Origin of the sequence: Atopobium minutum 10063974 (assembly GCF_000364325.1) — a bacterium.
Taxonomy (GTDB): Bacteria; Actinomycetota; Coriobacteriia; order Coriobacteriales; family Atopobiaceae; genus Atopobium; species Atopobium minutum.
Genome location: NZ_KB822533.1, coordinates 106,106 through 123,581, shown reverse-complemented (window position 1 = coordinate 123,581; position 17,476 = coordinate 106,106). Strand labels below are relative to the sequence as shown.

The following is a 17,476-nucleotide window of genomic DNA, read 5'->3' as shown; positions in this document are numbered from 1 at the left end:
TTTATGGGTGTTGCAAGAAGCGGCGAGAAAACCTAGAAAAGCAAGGCAGTTGTACGTATACTAAGGTGCTAGTGCATTCAGCGGGTTCGGGCGACGCCATGTTCCGAACCTGGTCAGGGCCGGGAGGCAGCAGCCATAAGGGGCCTCTGGCGGGCGTCCGTTCCCGCTGAGCGTACTTGTTGAGGCCCTTCTACCATATTGTTGGCAGGAGGGTTTCTTTGTTCCAGCACGCTTGCTTTGTAACGCCCTTAAGGACGGTTGGTATGTCATTTTTTAATTACCTTGTTCATTTGCTTCGTGACCCTCGCACGGCTATTGCCAGTGCTATTGCAGCGGGTCCCCTTATTGCCTATGGCTTTGTGTTTCTCATTATTTTTGTAGAAACAGGCGTGGTATTTTTCCCCTTTTTACCTGGTGATTCCCTACTATTTGCTTCCGGGTTTTTTGCTGCGGGCGGCGGTTTTAACATCGTTTTGCTGCTTGCTGTGGTTTGGGCCGCGGCAATTTTGGGCGATCAGTGTAACTTTATGATTGGTCACTTTTTTGGGCGCAAGATTATTGAGTCTGGCAAGGTTAAGGCTCTTACGCCTGAACACATTCAAAAAAGCGAGGCATTTCTGGATAAGTGGGGTCATCTTGCCATTTTCTTGGGTCGTTTCTTCCCCTTTATTCGCACCTTTGTGCCCTTTATTGCAGGTATGGGCGGCATGCACTGGCGCAACTTTGTGATCTATAACATTTTGGGTGGTCTTACGTGGTCTACAGTGTTTGTACTGCTGGGCTATTTCTTTGGTGGCATTCCCTTTGTGCAAAAGCACTTTGAATTACTTATCGTAGGCATTGTGATAGTCTCTGTGATACCAACGGTTGTTGGTTTGGTTAAGAGCCGCATGGGCAAAAAAGACTAGCTTTTTTAGTCCGTATCCAGACAAATTTGAAAAAGTTGACCACGGTTTACTAGTCAAATCCTAGTAAATTACTAACATTTTGAGTTTAATCAAGTTTTTATGCGATTCTATGCACTATACTCGAGTATCCTATGGGATAGTAGCTTAATCCTTTATAAGGAGTGTGTGGTGTATGCAAGACGCATGGCATGATTTTGTGGGTGGTAAATGGGAGCGCGAAATCAATGTTCGCGACTTCATTCAATCTAACTATACCCCCTACGATGGTGACGAGTCCTTCCTTGCTGGTCCAACAGAGGTAACAACCAAACTGTGGGATCAGGTCATGGACCTGTTTGAGCAGGAGCGTCAGCACAATGGCGTGTTGGACATGGACACCAAGGTGGTTTCCACCATCACCAGCCACGAGGCGGGATACCTTGATCAATCTCTAGAAAAAATTGTAGGCTTACAGACCGATAAGCCCCTCAAGCGTGCGCTTATGGTCAACGGTGGTATTCGTATGGCCGTTGCTGCTTGTGAGCAGAATGGTTACCACGTAGACCCTGAGGTCGTAGACATCTATACCAACTATCGTAAGACGCATAACGCTGGTGTATTTGATGCCTATACGCCTGAGATGCGCGCTTGTCGTCACAGTCACATTATTACGGGCTTGCCCGACGCATATGGCCGTGGCCGCATTATTGGCGATTATCGTCGCGTTGCACTGTATGGTGTGGATCGTTTGATTGCAGACAAGAATGCTCAGAAGAACGGTACTTCTTCCACCATGACGGAAAAGGTTATCCGCCATCGTGAGGAGCTCTCTGAGCAAATACGTGCCCTTAAAGAGCTTAAGCAGCTGGGCACCATTTATGGTCTGGATCTTGGTCGTCCTGCTCAGAACTTCCAAGAGGCAGTTCAGTGGCTCTACATGGGATACCTCGCTTCTGTTAAGGAGCAAAATGGTGCCGCCATGTCCATTGGCCGTAACTCCAACTTCCTGGACATCTATGCAGAGCGTGATCTGGCCGCAGGTCTTTTGACCGAGACGGACGTGCAGGAGATCATCGACCACTTGGTCATGAAGTTGCGTATGATTAAGTTTGCTCGTACCCCTGAGTACAACGAGCTCTTCTCGGGCGATCCTCAGTGGGTAACGGAGTCCATCGGCGGCATTGGCATTGATGGCCGCTCCATGGTAACTAAGACCAGCTTCCGCTATCTGCACACTCTTGAGAACATGGGTACCAGCCCCGAACCCAACCTTACGGTTTTGTGGTCTACCCGCCTGCCTGAGGGCTTTAAGCGCTATTGTGCAAAGATCTCCATCAGCACCAGCTCCATTCAGTATGAGAACGACGATCTCATGCGTGTATACCACGGCGATGACTACGCAATTGCCTGCTGTGTAAGCTCCATGCGCATTGGTAAGGAAATGCAGTTCTTTGGTGCACGTGCCAACCTTGCCAAGTGCCTGCTCTACGCTATCAATGGCGGCCGTGACGAGAAGACTGGCGAGCAAATTGGTCCTAAGTTCCGTCCTGTAGAGGGCGATTACCTGGACTTTGATGATGTCATGGACAAGTATACGGACATGATGCGCTGGCTTGCTGGCGTGTATGTCAACGCGCTCAATGTCATTCACTACATGCACGACAAGTACAGCTATGAGCGCATGCAGATGGCTTTGCACGATGAGCATGTTCATCGCTGGTTTGCCACGGGCATTGCTGGCCTGTCCGTTGTGGCAGACTCTCTGTCCGCAATCAAGTACGCTAAGGTCAAGGTTGTCCGAGATGAGACAGGTCTGGTTACCGACTTTGTAACGGAGGGCGACTTCCCCAAGTATGGTAACGATGATGACCGCGTAGACCTTATCGCCCATGATATTGTCGAGAAGTTCATGGCTATTATCCGTGAGTTCCCCACCTATCGTGATGCGGTACCCACCACGTCCATCCTTACCATTACGTCCAACGTTGTCTACGGTAACGCTACGGGCAACACTCCTGACGGCCGTCGCGCTGGTCAGCCCTTTGCTCCGGGTGCCAATCCCATGCACCATCGTGATACGCACGGCGCTGTTGCTTCTTTGGCTTCCGTTGCCAAGCTACCTTTTGCAGATGCTCAGGATGGTATTTCTAACACCTTTAGTATTGTTCCTAACGCGCTGGGCAAGAACCAGGACGTTATGTTTAACGGCACTGAGCTTGATCTAGGTCATATGCCTGATTTGGATTTTAGCAATGTGAGCTTTGAGAATGCGGTAGATTGCGCTTGCTCCGCTGATGCTTCTGCACCAGAGGGCTTGTCCGATCGAGATTAGTAGCGAGCTAATAGTTTGTGCGCACTGGCCGTGTGCCAGTGCGTGTATCTGCTCTAGGAGGGAGCACTTATGAAAACGAGTGATGTTGCACCAAGCCAAGTAGACAATCTGGTTAACATGCTTGATGGCTATGTTGCCGAGGGCGGCCACCATCTGAATGTTAATGTTTTTACCAAGGATACGCTGCTGGATGCCCAGGCACATCCTGAGAAATATCCTCAGCTCACCATTCGTGTTTCTGGATATGCGGTAAAGTTTAATTCGCTTACCAAGAAGCAGCAGGATGATGTAATTTCTCGTACGTTCCACGAGGCAATGTAGGAGCACTAGCGCACCTATGTCTGAGTTACCAGACAACACGTCATATAAAGACCCGCTCACAAGTTGTGGGCGGGTCCATTCTATTGAGTCATTTGGCACGGTAGACGGTCCGGGCTGCCGCATGGTGGTTTTTATGCAGGGCTGTCCCATGCGGTGCGCCTATTGCCACAATCCGGATAGCTGGAAAATTGGTGCGGGCACCCAAACTACCGTGAAAGAACTTCTTAAAACCTTTGAGCGTAATCGCCCATTTTATCGCTCCGGTGGCCTTACGGTAAGTGGTGGCGAGCCGCTGGTACAGGCAGGCTTTGTGGCGGATTTATTTGAGGCAGCTCATAAGGCGCCTGCTGGCAGAATTCACACCTGCCTCGATAGTTCTGGCAGCAGTTTTAATCCGCATAATAAGCAACACTACCAGGAGATTTCCCGTCTGTTGGACCACTGCGACATGGTTTTGTTAGACATTAAGCATTCTGATCCAGTGGGGCATCAAGAGCTTTGTGGCCTTCCGCAAACCGATCCGCTTGCCTTTGGAAACGAACTTGCGCGTCGTAAAATTCCGGTAATCATCCGCCACGTGGTTGTTCCTGGTATTACCGATACAGACGAGGAGCTTGCAGGTATAGGCCGCATTATTGCCCAATGGGATAATGTGGTTGGCTTGGATGTTTTGCCCTATCACACCATGGGTAAGACTAAGTACCAACAGCTGGGTATTCCTTACAAACTGGAGGGCGTTCCCGCTATGGATCCTGTGCGCGTTCCAGAAATCCGACAAAAGATTTTACGTGAACGTGCTCGTGTTCGCGCAGGTAGAGCAAGTCACCAGGCTTAGGGCTCATATCCTTGTCTAGGACGCATGGGTATAATAGAACATCGGTAAACTGCATCAGTAAAATGGTTTTCTCAACGTAGAATGAACCCGATTTGTTCTTAAGGACATGCGGATGGAATCGCTGTATACCAAGTATCGCCCACAAACGTTTGATGACGTGGTTGGTCAAAGCCATGTTGTAAACACGCTTAAACGTGCCGTTATGGAAGGCCGTACCGGTCATGCCTACCTGTTTTGCGGCCCTCGCGGCACCGGTAAAACCACTATGGCTCGCGTGCTGGCAAAGGCGCTTATCTGCAAGGGGGGCACGGATGGCCTGCCCGACGGTAATTGTGAGGATTGCCAGCTTATTGCAGCAGGTGAACACCCTGATGTATATGAGCTTGACGCTGCTTCTCGTACGGGTGTAGATAGCGTACGTGATGAAATTATCAACAATGTGAACTATGCACCTGTGCGCGGACAGCGTAAGGTCTATATTATCGATGAGGTTCACATGCTCACCAACCAGGCGTTTAATGCCTTGCTTAAGACGCTGGAAGAGCCACCCTCACACGTTGTTTTTATCCTGTGCACCACGGACCCTCAAAAAATTCTTGCCACGGTACTGTCTCGTGTTCAGCGCTTTGATTTCCATGCTATTTCTACCAGCGATATTGCGGGACGGTTGGCGTATATCTGTACTGCCGAGGGATTTACCTACGATGAGGCAGCGCTTGAGTTGGTGGCACGCCACGCTCATGGTGGTTTGCGTGATGCACTGAGCATGCTTGAGCAGCTCTCCGTGTTTGGCGCGGGTAGTATTTCTCTGACTGACGTTAATGACCTGCTGGGTTCTCTCAGCAATCAGCAGCTGGGTCAGGTGAGCGCCTCCCTTGCCAAGCGTGATGTGGTGTCGCTTTTTAATGAGGTCGCTGAGCTGGTAAATAACGGCCATGACCTGCTACAATTTACGCGTGAACTTGCAGCGCATATTCGTAACCTGTACGTTATTGCCGCTGGTGGAAATCCTGCCAAGCTTATTGTTGGCACGGCGGAAGAAACCGCGCAGCTCACCCAAGAGGCACAGCAATTTGTGGGTGGGGTGGACCGTCTTTCTCGGATTTTGGTAGAGCTGGGCCACGCGTCTTCTCAGATGCGCATGGCAACCAACCAGCGGTTGGTGTTGGAAGTTTGCTTTACGCGTTTGGCTCGCCCTGAGTCTGAGCTTACGTTGGAGGCTCTTGCCGAGCGTATTGCCGTGCTTGAAGCCCAGCTTGTCCAAGGTGCTGCCTGCGCGACAGCCGCGTTTGCTACGACTAGCACATCTGCTGCGGATCCTACGCCTCCTGCAGCCGCCACTTCTGCGGCTCCCGCCGAGCGCACTGATGCTCCCACCGTTTCTCCCTCTGTCGAGAAGCCCGTGGAGGCTGCTGCCGTACCGCCTATGGCACAGCTTTCTGCTGTTGAGGCTACCCCAGTATCACAGCCAACCGCTGCCGAAACCGCTTTGCCACCGCAGCCTACACCGGTGTCTGCACCTGCGGTAACAGCGCCAGTTCCGGCCCCGGACCCAGTGCTGGCTCCGGCCCCGGCTGTGAAACCAACCGTTCAGCAAACTGCGTCTTCGTCCATCTCTTCATCTGCACCTGGTAGCCCTGAGCTTATGCGCGGTTGGGGACAGGTCTTGGATACGCTGCGCCAAAAAGCTCCTTCTCGCAGCTCGTTACTTATGAATGCAGTACTTGTTGCAGACTCTGGTGAGATGCTTACGGTAAGCCTGCCTGCAGGCTCCAAGTTTGCTATGAATATGTTGGTTCGTCCTGAGGTTATGAAGGAAGTTCAATCGGTGGTGGCAGAGGTGTTTGGCCAGCGCGGTATTGAATATGTTGAATCCAATATGCCAACGGCTCAGGCAGGGGCTTCGTCATTGGTCGCCCAGCCTATAGCAACACCTGCGCCTGCGCCTACACCAATACCTCAGCAAGTGCCAAAACAGCAAAAATCAGTATCGGCACCGGAGCACCAGTCAGAACCAGAACCAAAATCTGAGCCAAAGCCAGAATCTCCAGCAGGTATAGCCGTGGTACCAAAAATGGCGTCAGAGCCATCAGCTGAGGAGCGTGTGCCGATAGATGCATACGGTGATATTGAGCCTGCGCCTTGGGAAGAGAGCCAGGCACCATCAACATCGCCTGCGGCTACACCAACACCTACACCTACAACCCCTGCCGCCAGCACGCCAAAACCTGCCGCTAAGCCCAAGCCGGCAACAAAACGCACTAAGCAGGGCAAGACAGCAGACTCGTACTTCTCGGCAAGAACCGCTCTTCCCGAAGAGGTTCCAAGTGACCTTACAGCTCTGCTTGAAGATGTGTTTGGTGGGCCTGTAACGCTTACGACCATTGCGCCAGAGTCGGAGGGTGAGGAAGAGGCGGATCTCTACGACGCTCTTGTAGAGGATACGGCTGTGACGGATAACGTAGATGGCCAAGACAGTGGGCAGGGGATGGATCAGGCGGACTTTGGGAGCACGGCGGACGATGATTTTGTAAACTACAGCGAGGAAGATTAAAAATAGGAAGGCTTACTATGGGTATGAATATGGCTCAAATGATGAAACAAGCTCGTAAGATGCAAGAACAGCTTGCTCAGGCGGAAGAGGCTCTTAAAGATGCAGAAGTTTCTTCTTCCGCGGGAGGTGGCATGGTTAAGGTAAGCGCTACCGGTAATATGCGTATTACCTCCATTCAGATTGATCCTCAAGCGGTGGATCCAGACGATGTAGAACTGCTTCAAGATATGGTTATGGCAGCTGTTAACGATGCTCTTAACTCGGCACAGGAACTTGCAAGTCAGCAGATGGGCGCTATTACGGGCGGTCTTAATATTCCAGGTTTGATGTAGGCTAAGCTGTGGAAGAAACAGTAAGTCAAAGTCGTGCACTTCAGCGCCTGTTGGATGAATTGGGACGCCTGCCGGGTATTGGTCCTAAATCTGCGCAGCGCATTGCCTATCATATTCTGGAAACGGATTCAGAAGAGGCACAGCGTCTGGCGCAAGCTATTCTCGATGTTAAACAGCAGGTGCATTTTTGTCCTGTTTGCTTTAGCTACGCCACGCGCGAGAAGTGCGATGTGTGTGAAGATCTGCGCCGTGATCAAACAAGCATCTGTGTTGTGTCTGAACCTCGTGATGTTGCAGCAATTGAGCGCACCGGTGCATATCAGGGCTTGTATCATGTATTGGGTGGTGTTATTTCGCCCATGGATAAGATTGGTCCAGATCAGCTGCATGTGCGGGAGTTGGTAGCGCGTCTGTCTGATAGCAATGTGACGGAAGTGATTCTGGCTACCAATCCGGATGTGGAGGGAGAGACCACCGCAACCTATTTGGCGCGCACGCTTAAGCCTTTAGGAGTGAGGGTTTCTCGCCTGGCAAGTGGACTTCCCGTTGGCGGAGACCTTGAATATGCTGACGAGGTGACGTTGGGTCGTGCTATTGAGGCGCGTCGCGAGGCATAGCAGGAAGGATATAGATGTCCGTAACAGACAACAATTCCCCAGATTCTCGTAGGGGTCGGCATTTTAGGGGAGAGGCTCCAGCTGGTGCACGGCCTGTTTCACAGCGTCCCGTACCTGCGCCTACCCGCAAAACCATCCCCACAGCCCCTGTGTCAGCTGAACCGGTTACTGATCTAGATGCTGCGTCAGAAGAGGTGGTGGCTTCTTCGGCGACGTCTACGGATGCGCCGCGTCCTGCCCCGCTGGATGACACATCCTCTTTTGCTACGCTTTCTGGTGACGAAGGCGCGGTTATTTCCAATCGTTCCACAGCTGCTGCTGGTGCTGCCGCTGTGCGTGCAAGCCGCAAGGGTAAAAAACGCTCTTCTCAAAAGCTTTCCAACAAGGCACGCAAGAACGTTACTACCCATACCCAAAAAACCACGGTATCGCGTAAGCATCTGCTGGTGGTTATTCTCGCTGCTGTTGTCGTCATAGCTATTTTTGTTGTTGTAAACCTTACGCTGTTCAAAAAGCCGACTACTAATTCTGAGGGAACGCGCGTAGAGCGCACTCAGGCAAGCAAAGATGATGCCATTACCTACGATGATTATTCTTATGCCTTTAAAAAGAATGATGATGGCAGCTATTCTCTTACCCGCACGGCAAAGGGTAGCTCCGAGCCTCTTGAGCTTACTAAGCTTGAAGGTACGCCAGTAGGTATGGTGCTGTATGATGGCGCGCTTATCATTCCAGAAAATCTGTCTGATGGCAGCTGGGATATTGTGGCGTGGACCATGGGTGACGGTTCGGTGGCTGCTAAGGTTTCCGACAAGGGAGGCAATCCCGTAAAGGGCAACGGAGTGCTTTCCAAAGTAGAACTTAAAGAGAGCTCGCTGATTTTGACCGACGCCAATAACGCATCCACTACGGTGCCGTTGGCATAAGCGGATATTGGGATGTGCGGTTGAGAAGGAATTGTGTGTACGGCTGTCTCAAACTTTTTTTGAGAAAAGTACTAGACACCACCGGTCTTCTCTAGATATAATCTACTTCGCACTTAAGCACGGGGTGTTAGCTCAGCTGGTTAGAGCGCCGGCCTGTCACGTCGGAGGTCGAGGGTTCAAGTCCCTTACATCCCGCCATTCGCCTGCTTCAGAGCCTCTTTTAAGAGGCTCTTTTTTATTGTGATGATGTGCCTCGTACGTTTGCGCCTTAAAATGGTATAAGGGTTATCGCGTATGGGCACAATAGCCTACGTGCTATGGGCATGTACAGGCTTGGAGGAGTAGCATGGATTTGTCCAGAAAGACAGATTACGCGCTGCGTATTTTAGCAGAGCTTATTCGGCATGATGGCAAAACGGTTTTATCGGTAAGAACCGCTGCAAAAAAGAATGACGTGCCGTATTCCTTTGCTCGTTCTATTCAGCATGACCTGACTCTTGCGGGTATCATTCAGTCAACTCGTGGCGCTCGTGGCGGCATGAAGCTTGTGATTGACCCCAAAACCGTTACGCTGCTTGAGATAGTAGAGGCTTGTCAAGGACCCGTTGCAATTTCTGGCTGTGATTGGAATGGCCCGGATGGTGGCCCCTGCCCACGCAGCTCTCACTGTGCGTTTAATCCCATTTGGTGCGGCGCCTCGCGTATGCTGCGTGATTATCTTGCATCGGTTAGCTTGTCCGATGTTGTTTTTGGCACTAAGGCACCCTCGCTGCCCCAAGGCTATTGGAACAGTTCTGCATTTGAAACGCTGCGTACACCAGCTATGGAAAACCTCCAGCCAGCAGACGATCAAACAGAAGATCTGCATCCAGAAGATCTCTAATCCAAATACCCATGTCTGAAGAGTTGCCCATAGAACCGACCGCAGACCTCGGTGCTTTTCGTACAAAAGTGCTGGAAGCTGGCCAGACGCACTATCGAGATTTGCCTTGGCGCAATACCCGTGATCCGTATCATATTTGGATTAGTGAGGTTATGCTCCAGCAAACGCAAGTGTCTCGCGTAGATGGTCGTTGGCAGCGTTGGCTCGTACGCTTTCCTACCATAGAGGTGCTCGCGCAAGCGGATTCTGCAGATGTGTTGGATGAATGGCAGGGTCTGGGCTACAATCGTCGAGCGCTGAGTGTACACAAAGCTGCACAGCAGCTGGCAGCACGCTTAGATGGCTTTCCTACCCAGGTAGATGATTTGGTGGCCTTACCCGGTATCGGCCAAGCAACAGCTGCGGGTATTCGCGCGTTTGCCTTTAATCTTTGTGCCGTCTATCTAGAAACCAACGTTCGTACGGTATTTTTGCACGAACTTTTCCCTGGTCAGGAGGGGGTATCTGACAAGCAGCTTATTCCGCTTGTCCAGAAAACCTGTCCTGCAGATGCTTCCAATCCACAGGATTGTCCGCGTAGCTGGTACTATGCGCTTCTCGACTACGGTGCCTATTTAAAGAAGACCGTACCTAATCCGTCACGCCGTTCTCGATCTCATGCCAAGCAATCAAAGTTTGAAGGATCGCATCGACAAAAGCGTGCCGAATTAGTACGTATTTTGCTTGCGGCACGTCGTCTTGCCACGCCCATGGGCGAGCTGGAATTAGCGCTGGCACTCAATGAGCAAGAGGCGCAAGCGGGACGCCCCGTGGTGGAGCACGCGGAATTTATCAAGCTCTTAGAAGAGCTTTCTTCCGAAGGTTTTTGCCAGAAAACTGAGGGCGGCTGGCTTGCCTAAGCTGGCATCTTAACAAAGTCTCCTTGTTAGCTTATGTCAACATTTTTGCAGGTAAAGCCATAACCAGCGGTCTTTTGTCGCAAGATATTTTTAGCAAAATTTTTAAGCTCATCTTGAGAAATAAATGAATGATTGTCCCAGAGTAGCATTTTCGATTGGCTATAATGAACACAGACGTGCGGAGGGGAGTCCGCATTAAAAAGGAGGAAATCATGGCAGTAGATTTTGAAAATTCCCAAACCAAAAAAAATCTTGAGGCTGCTTTTGCTGGCGAGTCTCAGGCTCACACCAAGTATGAGTACTATGCCTCCAAGGCAAAAAAAGAGGGCTATGTACAGATTTCTAATATCTTTACCGAGACCTCTGGTAATGAGAAGGAGCATGCAAAGCTCTGGTTTAAGTACCTTCACAACGGCGAGGTTCCCACTACTGCAGTAAACCTGGCGGATGCCGCTGCTGGCGAGAACTACGAGTGGACCGATATGTACGCTGGTTTTGCTCGGACCGCTAAGGAAGAGGGCTTTACTGAGATCGCCGCCAAGTTTGCTTTGGTTGGCGCTATCGAGAAGGCACATGAGGAGCGCTACAAGAAGCTTCTCTCCTCCGTTGAGGACGGCAGCGTCTTTTCTCGCGAGGGTGTAAAGGTTTGGAAGTGCCTCAACTGCGGTCACCTGCACGTTGGTGCAACCGCTCCTAAGGTATGCCCCACCTGTAATCATCCTCAGTCTTACTTTGAGGAGCAGGTAGTTAACTACTAAGCATTACTAAACACAAATTTTGTAGCCTAGTTATACTGCAAAAGTAGTACTGTTAAAGCCGGCGTCTTTAGGACGTCGGCTTTTTTAAAGACGTGAGCCGATGAGCACATCTGCTTTAGAACCACGCATTTGTCAGGATGAATTACAGAGCCAGACTAAGACACATGTTCTATTTGGTTAAAAGTAAAGCACTACAGAAATATTTCAGCTACGAAAGTCCTCTAATTGTATAAACTTAAAGGAGAATACGTAAAGGTATTGTGTAGCCATAAAGCTTCCAAGGTCTGTATGAGCGATGCTGGAACGCTTTTCTATTAATGCGGGGACTGGAGTTGGTATGGATATCTCTTGTGCCAGTAGGACCGTAACGGATGCTGACGTTTTCATCATGAAAAAGGGTGAGTGGTACAAAAGCTACGAAAAAATGGGAGCACATCACTGCACTCATGAGGGAAAAGACGGCTATGTTTTTGCAGTTTGGGTGCCCGATGTTGTGTCAGTCTCGGTAGTTGGGTCGTTTAATCATTGGGATATTAATGCTCATGTGCTTACGCTTGATGCCAATTCTGGTATTTGGTCAGGCTTTATAGCAGGGGTTTCTCAAGGGGATTTGTATAAATATTACATTCAAACAAAGGATGGTAAGGGTTTATACAAGGCCGATCCCTATGCGGTGTGGTCGGAGTGCCCGCCTGGGACCGCTTCGCGCATTTTTGATATTGAGAATTATGCTTGGCACGATACTGCCTGGATGAAACAGCGTGCTCAACAACCGCATACGCAGCGCCCGCTTAATATCTATGAGGTTCATCTGGGTTCTTGGAAGCGCCATCACGATAAACGCAGTGGAAATTTTGAAACCCCTGAAGGAGAAAAGCCAACAGGAAGTTATTTAAGCTATGACGAGCTTTCTGATGAGCTGGTAGCGTATGCCAAGGAGATGGGCTACACCCATCTGGAGCTCATGCCCGTTATGGAGCACCCCTTTGATGGTTCTTGGGGATATCAAACCACGGGGTACTATGCGCCAACGGCACGGTATGGCAATCCAAAGCAATTCATGCATTTTGTGGACAGCTGCCATAAGGCTGGCCTTGGCGTGATTTTGGACTGGGTACCTGGTGGTTTTTGTCGAGATGAGCAGGGTCTCGTAGCCTTTAATGGATCTATGCTCTATGAAAAAGAGGAGCATCCAAATTGGGGCACGTACAAGTTTGATTTTGCTCGTGGCGAGGTCCGCAGCTTTCTTATATCAAATGTTTTGTACTGGTTGTCGTACTATCATGCCGACGGTATTCGTATGGACGGCGTAAGCTCCATGCTCTATCTCAATTTTGGCGTGGATGACGAGAAACTCAAAAAATTTAATCAGTATGGCGATGAGGGAGACCTTGATGCCATTGAGTTTATTCGTCAGACTAACTCCGTAGTTGGCATATATTTTTCTGACGTTATGATGATTGCCGAGGAATCAACGGCATGGCCCTTGGTTACCTATCCACCCTCAGTAGGTGGTCTTGGTTTTCACTATAAATGGGATATGGGTTGGATGAATGACACTCTGCATTACATGCAGACAGATTTTCCTTTCCGTCCTGGCAATCATAAAATGCTTACCTTTTCTCTTATGTACGCGTTTAATGAGAACTTTGTCTTGCCACTCAGTCATGATGAGGTGGTTCATGGTAAATGTTCCCTCATTACCCGCATGCCTGGGGATTACTGGCGCCAATTTGCTGGTATGCGCTTGCTAGCGCTGTACCAAATGACGCATCCTGGGGCCAAGCTCAACTTTATGGGAAATGAGATTGCCCAATGGATCGAGTGGCGGTATTACGAATCCATTGAATGGTTCTTAGAGACGGAATATGAAGCACATCATAAGCAGCATGAGTTTATCCGTGAATTAAACCTGTTGTACCAGCATGAACCTGCTCTCTGGCAAAAGTCGTATGAAGAGGAGGGCTTTACTTGGATTGACGCGGACAACAACGAACAGTCGCTCATTAGCTATGTTCGGCATGGCAACGATGCAGCGGATGATGTTGTCGTAGTGCTGAACTTTAATCCTGCTTGCTACCAAGAGTTTCGTATAGGTGTTCCTGAATTTGGCATATGGCGTGAGGTCTTCAGTTCTGATGACGCGCGTTTTGGTGGCTCAGGCGTGATTAACACAGAGGATGTGCGCAGCGAGGATGTGGCATGGAACGGTTGTGATCAATCGGTGGTTATGCGTATTCCTCCTTTGGGCGGCATGGTCTTGTCGTGTGTAAAGAAAACAGGACGTCCTAAAGCAGCGCGTCATAAAGCCGAGCAGCCCAAAAAGACGCAGACTAAAGCAACGCAGTCTAAAAAGACACAGCCCAAAAAGACGCAGGCTAAAACTGCGCAGCAGAAGCCAAAGCCACGCAAGACAAAGCAATCCAAAACCACCCAGCACAAAACGGCACGCCCTAAAAAGGTTCAAGCAGCTAAAGGAGCAAAATAGATGAGCCCTATCTTTGAGCCAAAAGAAGCGTTTACTGATCAGTTCATTACCGAATGCCAATCTCTGCTGGGCAAATCGTTTCAAGACTGTACCAACGATGAATACTACCAAGTACTTGCCAATATGGTGGCAACCATCTCGCGTGAGCGGGGGATTGCTTCAAAAGAGCGCTCTCGTAAGCTGCAAAAAAAGAAGGTCTATTACTTCTCGCTGGAGTTTTTAATAGGACCGCTGCTTGACAACTACCTCATTAACTTTGGCGTCCGAGATACCGTGGCCGATGGTCTTAAAGATCTGGGCATCTCATTGGATACCGTTGAGGAACAAGAATGTGATCCGGGTTTGGGCAATGGCGGTCTTGGCCGTCTTGCTGCGTGTTTCTTGGACTCCATGGCGCATGAGGATATTGACGGCTACGGCAATGGTATGCGTTATCGCTATGGCCTGTTCCACCAGGCAATCGTTAACGGCTGCCAGGTAGAGCAAACCGACAACTGGTTGGCAAAAGGTTTTCCTTGGGAAACCCGGCGTGACTCCAGTGCGGTGGAAGTTGTGTTTGGCGGCGAGGTAGTTCGCCATGAAGACAATAATGGTGCGTATTGGTTCTCTGTCGAGAATGGCGAGCGGGTGCGCGCTGTTCCGTATGATGTTCCCATCGTTGGTTTTGGTGGGACCAAGATCAATCACCTGCGCCTTTGGAGCGCAGAGCCTGTCGAGGAAAACTTTGATTTGGATGCGTTTAACGCAGGCGATTATGCAAAAGCCAACAAGTTCCGTTCTGATGTAGAGGCTATCTCTACCATTTTGTATCCCAATGATGCAGGTGAGCATGGTCGCTTGCTTCGCCTCAAGCAGGAATATCTCTTTGTATCAGCTGGCCTGCAGACCATTATCCACAGCTATAAAAAGGATTATGGCTGTGATTGGGAACACTTTGCAGATCGTGTTGCTATCCATACCAACGATACGCATCCTGCGATGTGTGGTCCTGAGCTTATGCGCTTGCTCGTAGATGTAGAGCGGCTCGATTGGGATACGGCGTGGGACATTACCACACACTGCATTTCATTTACCAATCATACGGTTATGCCTGAGGCTTTAGAGACCTGGCCCATTACCACCTTCCGTACGCTGTTGCCACGCATTTATATGTTTATCGATGAGATCAATCGGCGCTTTATTGAATCGCTGCCTAAGGATAACAATTGGCATGACATTGCTTCTCAGACCGCGGTACTGTGGGATGGTCGGGTACGCATGGCAAACCTTTCCATCGTATGCGGACACTCGATTAACGGGGTTTCTGCCATTCATACCGGGATCCTTAAGCGTGAGGTATTCAAAGGTTTTTGTGCGCTTACGCCCCAAAAGTTTAACAACAAGACTAACGGCATTTCTCACCGTCGTTTCCTGTGTGAGGCAAATCCTGCGCTTTCCCGCGTGATCTCTGATGTTATTGGCAATGAATGGCTCGATGATGCCGCTAAGCTTAGTGACCTTGAACAGTATGCAGACGACAGCTCTTTGCATGAGCAGCTCTATGCGGCGCGCCATGAAAATAAAGTGCGTCTAGCGGACTATATTGCCCGCACTACGGGGGTAGTTTTGGATCCCCACTCGGTCTTTGATGTACAGGTTAAGCGTTTCCATGCATACAAGCGTCAGCTGCTTAATGTGTTTAAGATTTTGGATCTGTACAACCATATACTGGCTGATCCTTCTTATAAGCCCCTGCCAACTTCGTTTATTTTCTCAGGTAAGGCAGCGCAGAGCTACACCTTTGCAAAGGAAGTCATTCGTCTTATTAACTCGTTGGCCGACGTTATAAATAATGACCCGCGTGCCAATGAATACATACGGATTGCGTTTGTTCCTAATTTTGCAATCTCTAATGCGCAGCTCATCTATCCTGCCGCCGATATTTCCGAGCAGATTTCCACAGCTGGCATGGAGGGTTCTGGTACCTCCAACATGAAACTCATGTTTAACGGAGCTATTACACTTGGTACCTATGACGGTGCCAATATCGAGATTGCCGACCTTGTCGGTGTGGACAACATCAAGATTTTTGGCATGCATGTCGAGGATATTGCAAGGCTCCAAAGTGAAGGCTACATGGTATGGGATGAATACCACAACCAGCATGAGCGTTTGGGACGCTGCATAGACCAGCTGACGGACGGAACGCTTGCGCGTCTGAATGGCAACTTTGAGTCAGTGCGCGATGAGTTGATGATCAACAACGACCAATGGTATGTCTGCAAGGATTTCTGTGCCTATACCGACGCCTTCCAACAGTTGAGAAGCTCTATTGATGAGGTACATACTTGGGCCAAGATGTCGCTTCTTAATACGGCTCGCTCCGGTTATTTCTCAAGTGATAGAACTATTCGCGATTATGCTGAGGAAATATGGAACATATAGGGCATGTATATACATATAATTGAATATAAGATGCAATCCTATACAGATTAAGAAGTGGAGGTGCTTACATTGAGTAAGAAAGAGTGCATTGCAATGCTTCTTGCTGGTGGTCAGGGCAGTAGATTGGGGGTGCTCACACGCAACATTGCTAAGCCCGCGGTATCCTTTGGCGGCAAGTTCCGCATCATAGATTTTGCACTTTCCAACTGCGTAAACTCCGGTATTAACACCGTAGGAGTACTAACACAGTATCGCCCCTATCTTCTTCATTCCTATGTAGGTACGGGTGCGGATTGGAACCTGGATGAGCGGAATAGCGGCGTCTCCATTCTTCCTCCCTTTGCTACCGAGACAGGCGGTGCATGGTATGAAGGCACCGCAGATGCAGTGTATCAAAACATTGATTTTATCCAAGCTAATAGTTCTGAGTATGTCATCATCCTTTCGGGTGATCAGCTGTATCGTATGGACTACCACGATATGCTGGAGACTCACAAGCGCCATGGTGCTGACTTGACCATTGCGGTTATGCCAGTGCCTTGGGAAGAGGCTTCTCGTTTTGGCATTATCACCCAGGATGACGATGACCGCATCATTAAGTTTACCGAGAAGCCCAATCAGCCTGATTCCAATTTGGCTTCCATGGGCATTTACATCTTTAATAGTGAGCTACTCGTTCATGCGCTAAAAGAAGATGCTATTGATCAGCGTTCTGACCATGACTTTGGCAAAAATATTATTCCTAAGTTGCTTGAAGATGATTACAAGCTCTACACCTACCGGTTTGAGGGCTTTTGGCGTGACGTAGGGACTATCTCAAGCTATCACGAGACAAGCATGGATTTGCTGGGAGATAATCCCGAATTTGATCTCTTTGTTAAAAACGCTCCCATTATGAGCAATGCGCCCGTACGTCCACCTCATTACGTTGGCCCGGATGGCAGTATTTCTGATTCTCTGGTAGCAAATGGCTGCAAAATCTTTGGCAGTGTGAAGCACTCCATTCTTTCTACTGACGTCTACGTGGGTTCACGCGCTATGGTGGAAGATTCCGTTCTGTTGCCAGGCGCTCATGTAAAAGATGGAGCCCGTGTTATTAGGGCCATCCTAGGCGAAAATTCTGTCATAGAAGAAAACGTTGCCATTGGGAGTGTAGATGCCACACGCGATACAGCAGTTATCGGAGATAACGTAGTGGTTGGGAAGGGAGATGAATAAGC

At 49.6% G+C, this 17,476-nt stretch carries 14 protein-coding genes, 1 tRNA gene and 1 other RNA gene; all 16 read left to right on the top strand.

Going from position 1 to position 17,476, the window contains the following annotated elements:
- The first annotated feature begins 77 nt into the window (after positions 1–77).
- The 16 genes from ffs (at position 78) to HMPREF1091_RS00475 (ending at position 17,474) form a co-directional block, all read left to right on the top strand.
- An RNA gene (gene ffs / locus HMPREF1091_RS08170) (signal recognition particle sRNA small type) lies at positions 78–173 on the top strand.
- Positions 174–263: 90 nt separating this feature from the next.
- Positions 264–908: a DedA family protein gene (locus HMPREF1091_RS00545; RefSeq protein WP_002562877.1), complete on the top strand. Its 645-nt coding sequence runs from the start codon at positions 264–266 to the stop codon at positions 906–908.
- A gap of 172 nt (positions 909–1,080) precedes the next feature.
- Entirely contained in the window at positions 1,081–3,219 is a 2,139-nt protein-coding gene (gene pflB / locus HMPREF1091_RS00540; RefSeq protein ID WP_002562876.1) for a formate C-acetyltransferase, read from the top strand.
- 69 nt (positions 3,220–3,288) lie between these two features.
- Complete coding sequence (grcA3, locus tag HMPREF1091_RS00535) at positions 3,289–3,540, top strand: autonomous glycyl radical cofactor GrcA3 (RefSeq protein ID WP_002562875.1); 252 nt, start codon at positions 3,289–3,291, stop codon at positions 3,538–3,540.
- A gap of 16 nt (positions 3,541–3,556) precedes the next feature.
- Entirely contained in the window at positions 3,557–4,375 is an 819-nt protein-coding gene (gene pflA, locus HMPREF1091_RS00530; protein ID WP_002562874.1) for a pyruvate formate-lyase-activating protein, read from the top strand.
- Positions 4,376–4,487: 112 nt separating this feature from the next.
- Positions 4,488–6,929 carry a DNA polymerase III subunit gamma/tau gene (dnaX, locus tag HMPREF1091_RS07895; RefSeq protein ID WP_002562873.1) on the top strand — a complete coding sequence of 814 codons (2,442 nt, stop codon included), beginning with the start codon at positions 4,488–4,490 and terminating at the stop codon, positions 6,927–6,929.
- A 17-nt stretch (positions 6,930–6,946) separates the two neighbouring features.
- Positions 6,947–7,261 (top strand): YbaB/EbfC family nucleoid-associated protein, encoded by a 315-nt coding sequence (locus HMPREF1091_RS00520; RefSeq protein WP_002562872.1) that lies wholly within the window; start codon positions 6,947–6,949, stop codon positions 7,259–7,261.
- An 8-nt stretch (positions 7,262–7,269) separates the two neighbouring features.
- Positions 7,270–7,878, top strand: coding sequence for a recombination mediator RecR (gene recR / locus HMPREF1091_RS00515; protein WP_002562871.1), 609 nt, complete (start codon positions 7,270–7,272; stop codon positions 7,876–7,878).
- Positions 7,879–7,892: 14 nt separating this feature from the next.
- The gene (locus tag HMPREF1091_RS07890) at positions 7,893–8,804 is read left to right on the top strand and encodes a hypothetical protein (protein ID WP_002562870.1); all 912 of its coding nucleotides are present in this window, start codon (positions 7,893–7,895) and stop codon (positions 8,802–8,804) included.
- Between the two features lie 121 nt (positions 8,805–8,925).
- Positions 8,926–9,002, top strand: a tRNA-Asp gene (locus tag HMPREF1091_RS00505).
- A gap of 148 nt (positions 9,003–9,150) precedes the next feature.
- Positions 9,151–9,687: an RrF2 family transcriptional regulator gene (locus HMPREF1091_RS00500; protein WP_002562869.1), complete on the top strand. Its 537-nt coding sequence runs from the start codon at positions 9,151–9,153 to the stop codon at positions 9,685–9,687.
- A gap of 11 nt (positions 9,688–9,698) precedes the next feature.
- The gene (locus HMPREF1091_RS00495) at positions 9,699–10,586 is read left to right on the top strand and encodes an HhH-GPD family protein (protein WP_002562868.1); all 888 of its coding nucleotides are present in this window, start codon (positions 9,699–9,701) and stop codon (positions 10,584–10,586) included.
- Positions 10,587–10,798: 212 nt separating this feature from the next.
- Positions 10,799–11,344, top strand: coding sequence for a rubrerythrin (rbr, locus tag HMPREF1091_RS00490; protein WP_002562867.1), 546 nt, complete (start codon positions 10,799–10,801; stop codon positions 11,342–11,344).
- A 337-nt stretch (positions 11,345–11,681) separates the two neighbouring features.
- Positions 11,682–13,832 (top strand): 1,4-alpha-glucan branching protein GlgB, encoded by a 2,151-nt coding sequence (gene glgB / locus HMPREF1091_RS00485; protein ID WP_002562866.1) that lies wholly within the window; start codon positions 11,682–11,684, stop codon positions 13,830–13,832.
- Positions 13,833–16,256, top strand: coding sequence for a glycogen/starch/alpha-glucan phosphorylase (locus HMPREF1091_RS00480; RefSeq protein WP_002562865.1), 2,424 nt, complete (start codon positions 13,833–13,835; stop codon positions 16,254–16,256).
- Between the two features lie 69 nt (positions 16,257–16,325).
- Positions 16,326–17,474, top strand: a complete 1,149-nt coding sequence (locus HMPREF1091_RS00475) for a glucose-1-phosphate adenylyltransferase (RefSeq protein ID WP_002562864.1) — start codon at positions 16,326–16,328, stop codon at positions 17,472–17,474.
- Positions 17,475–17,476 lie beyond the last annotated feature (2 nt).

Excerpts from the sequence above, each read along its gene's own strand:
- HMPREF1091_RS00545 (WP_002562877.1), top strand. The coding sequence starts at position 264 with ATGTCATTTTTTAATTACCTTGTTCATTTGCTTCGTGACCCTCGCACG.
- pflB (WP_002562876.1), top strand. The coding sequence starts at position 1,081 with ATGCAAGACGCATGGCATGATTTTGTGGGTGGTAAATGGGAGCGCGAA.
- grcA3 (WP_002562875.1), top strand. The coding sequence starts at position 3,289 with ATGAAAACGAGTGATGTTGCACCAAGCCAAGTAGACAATCTGGTTAAC.
- pflA (WP_002562874.1), top strand. The coding sequence starts at position 3,557 with ATGTCTGAGTTACCAGACAACACGTCATATAAAGACCCGCTCACAAGT.
- dnaX (WP_002562873.1), top strand. The coding sequence starts at position 4,488 with ATGGAATCGCTGTATACCAAGTATCGCCCACAAACGTTTGATGACGTG.
- HMPREF1091_RS00520 (WP_002562872.1), top strand. The coding sequence starts at position 6,947 with ATGGGTATGAATATGGCTCAAATGATGAAACAAGCTCGTAAGATGCAA.
- HMPREF1091_RS07890 (WP_002562870.1), top strand. The coding sequence starts at position 7,893 with ATGTCCGTAACAGACAACAATTCCCCAGATTCTCGTAGGGGTCGGCAT.
- HMPREF1091_RS00500 (WP_002562869.1), top strand. The coding sequence starts at position 9,151 with ATGGATTTGTCCAGAAAGACAGATTACGCGCTGCGTATTTTAGCAGAG.
- HMPREF1091_RS00495 (WP_002562868.1), top strand. The coding sequence starts at position 9,699 with ATGTCTGAAGAGTTGCCCATAGAACCGACCGCAGACCTCGGTGCTTTT.
- rbr (WP_002562867.1), top strand. The coding sequence starts at position 10,799 with ATGGCAGTAGATTTTGAAAATTCCCAAACCAAAAAAAATCTTGAGGCT.
- glgB (WP_002562866.1), top strand. The coding sequence starts at position 11,682 with ATGGATATCTCTTGTGCCAGTAGGACCGTAACGGATGCTGACGTTTTC.
- HMPREF1091_RS00480 (WP_002562865.1), top strand. The coding sequence starts at position 13,833 with ATGAGCCCTATCTTTGAGCCAAAAGAAGCGTTTACTGATCAGTTCATT.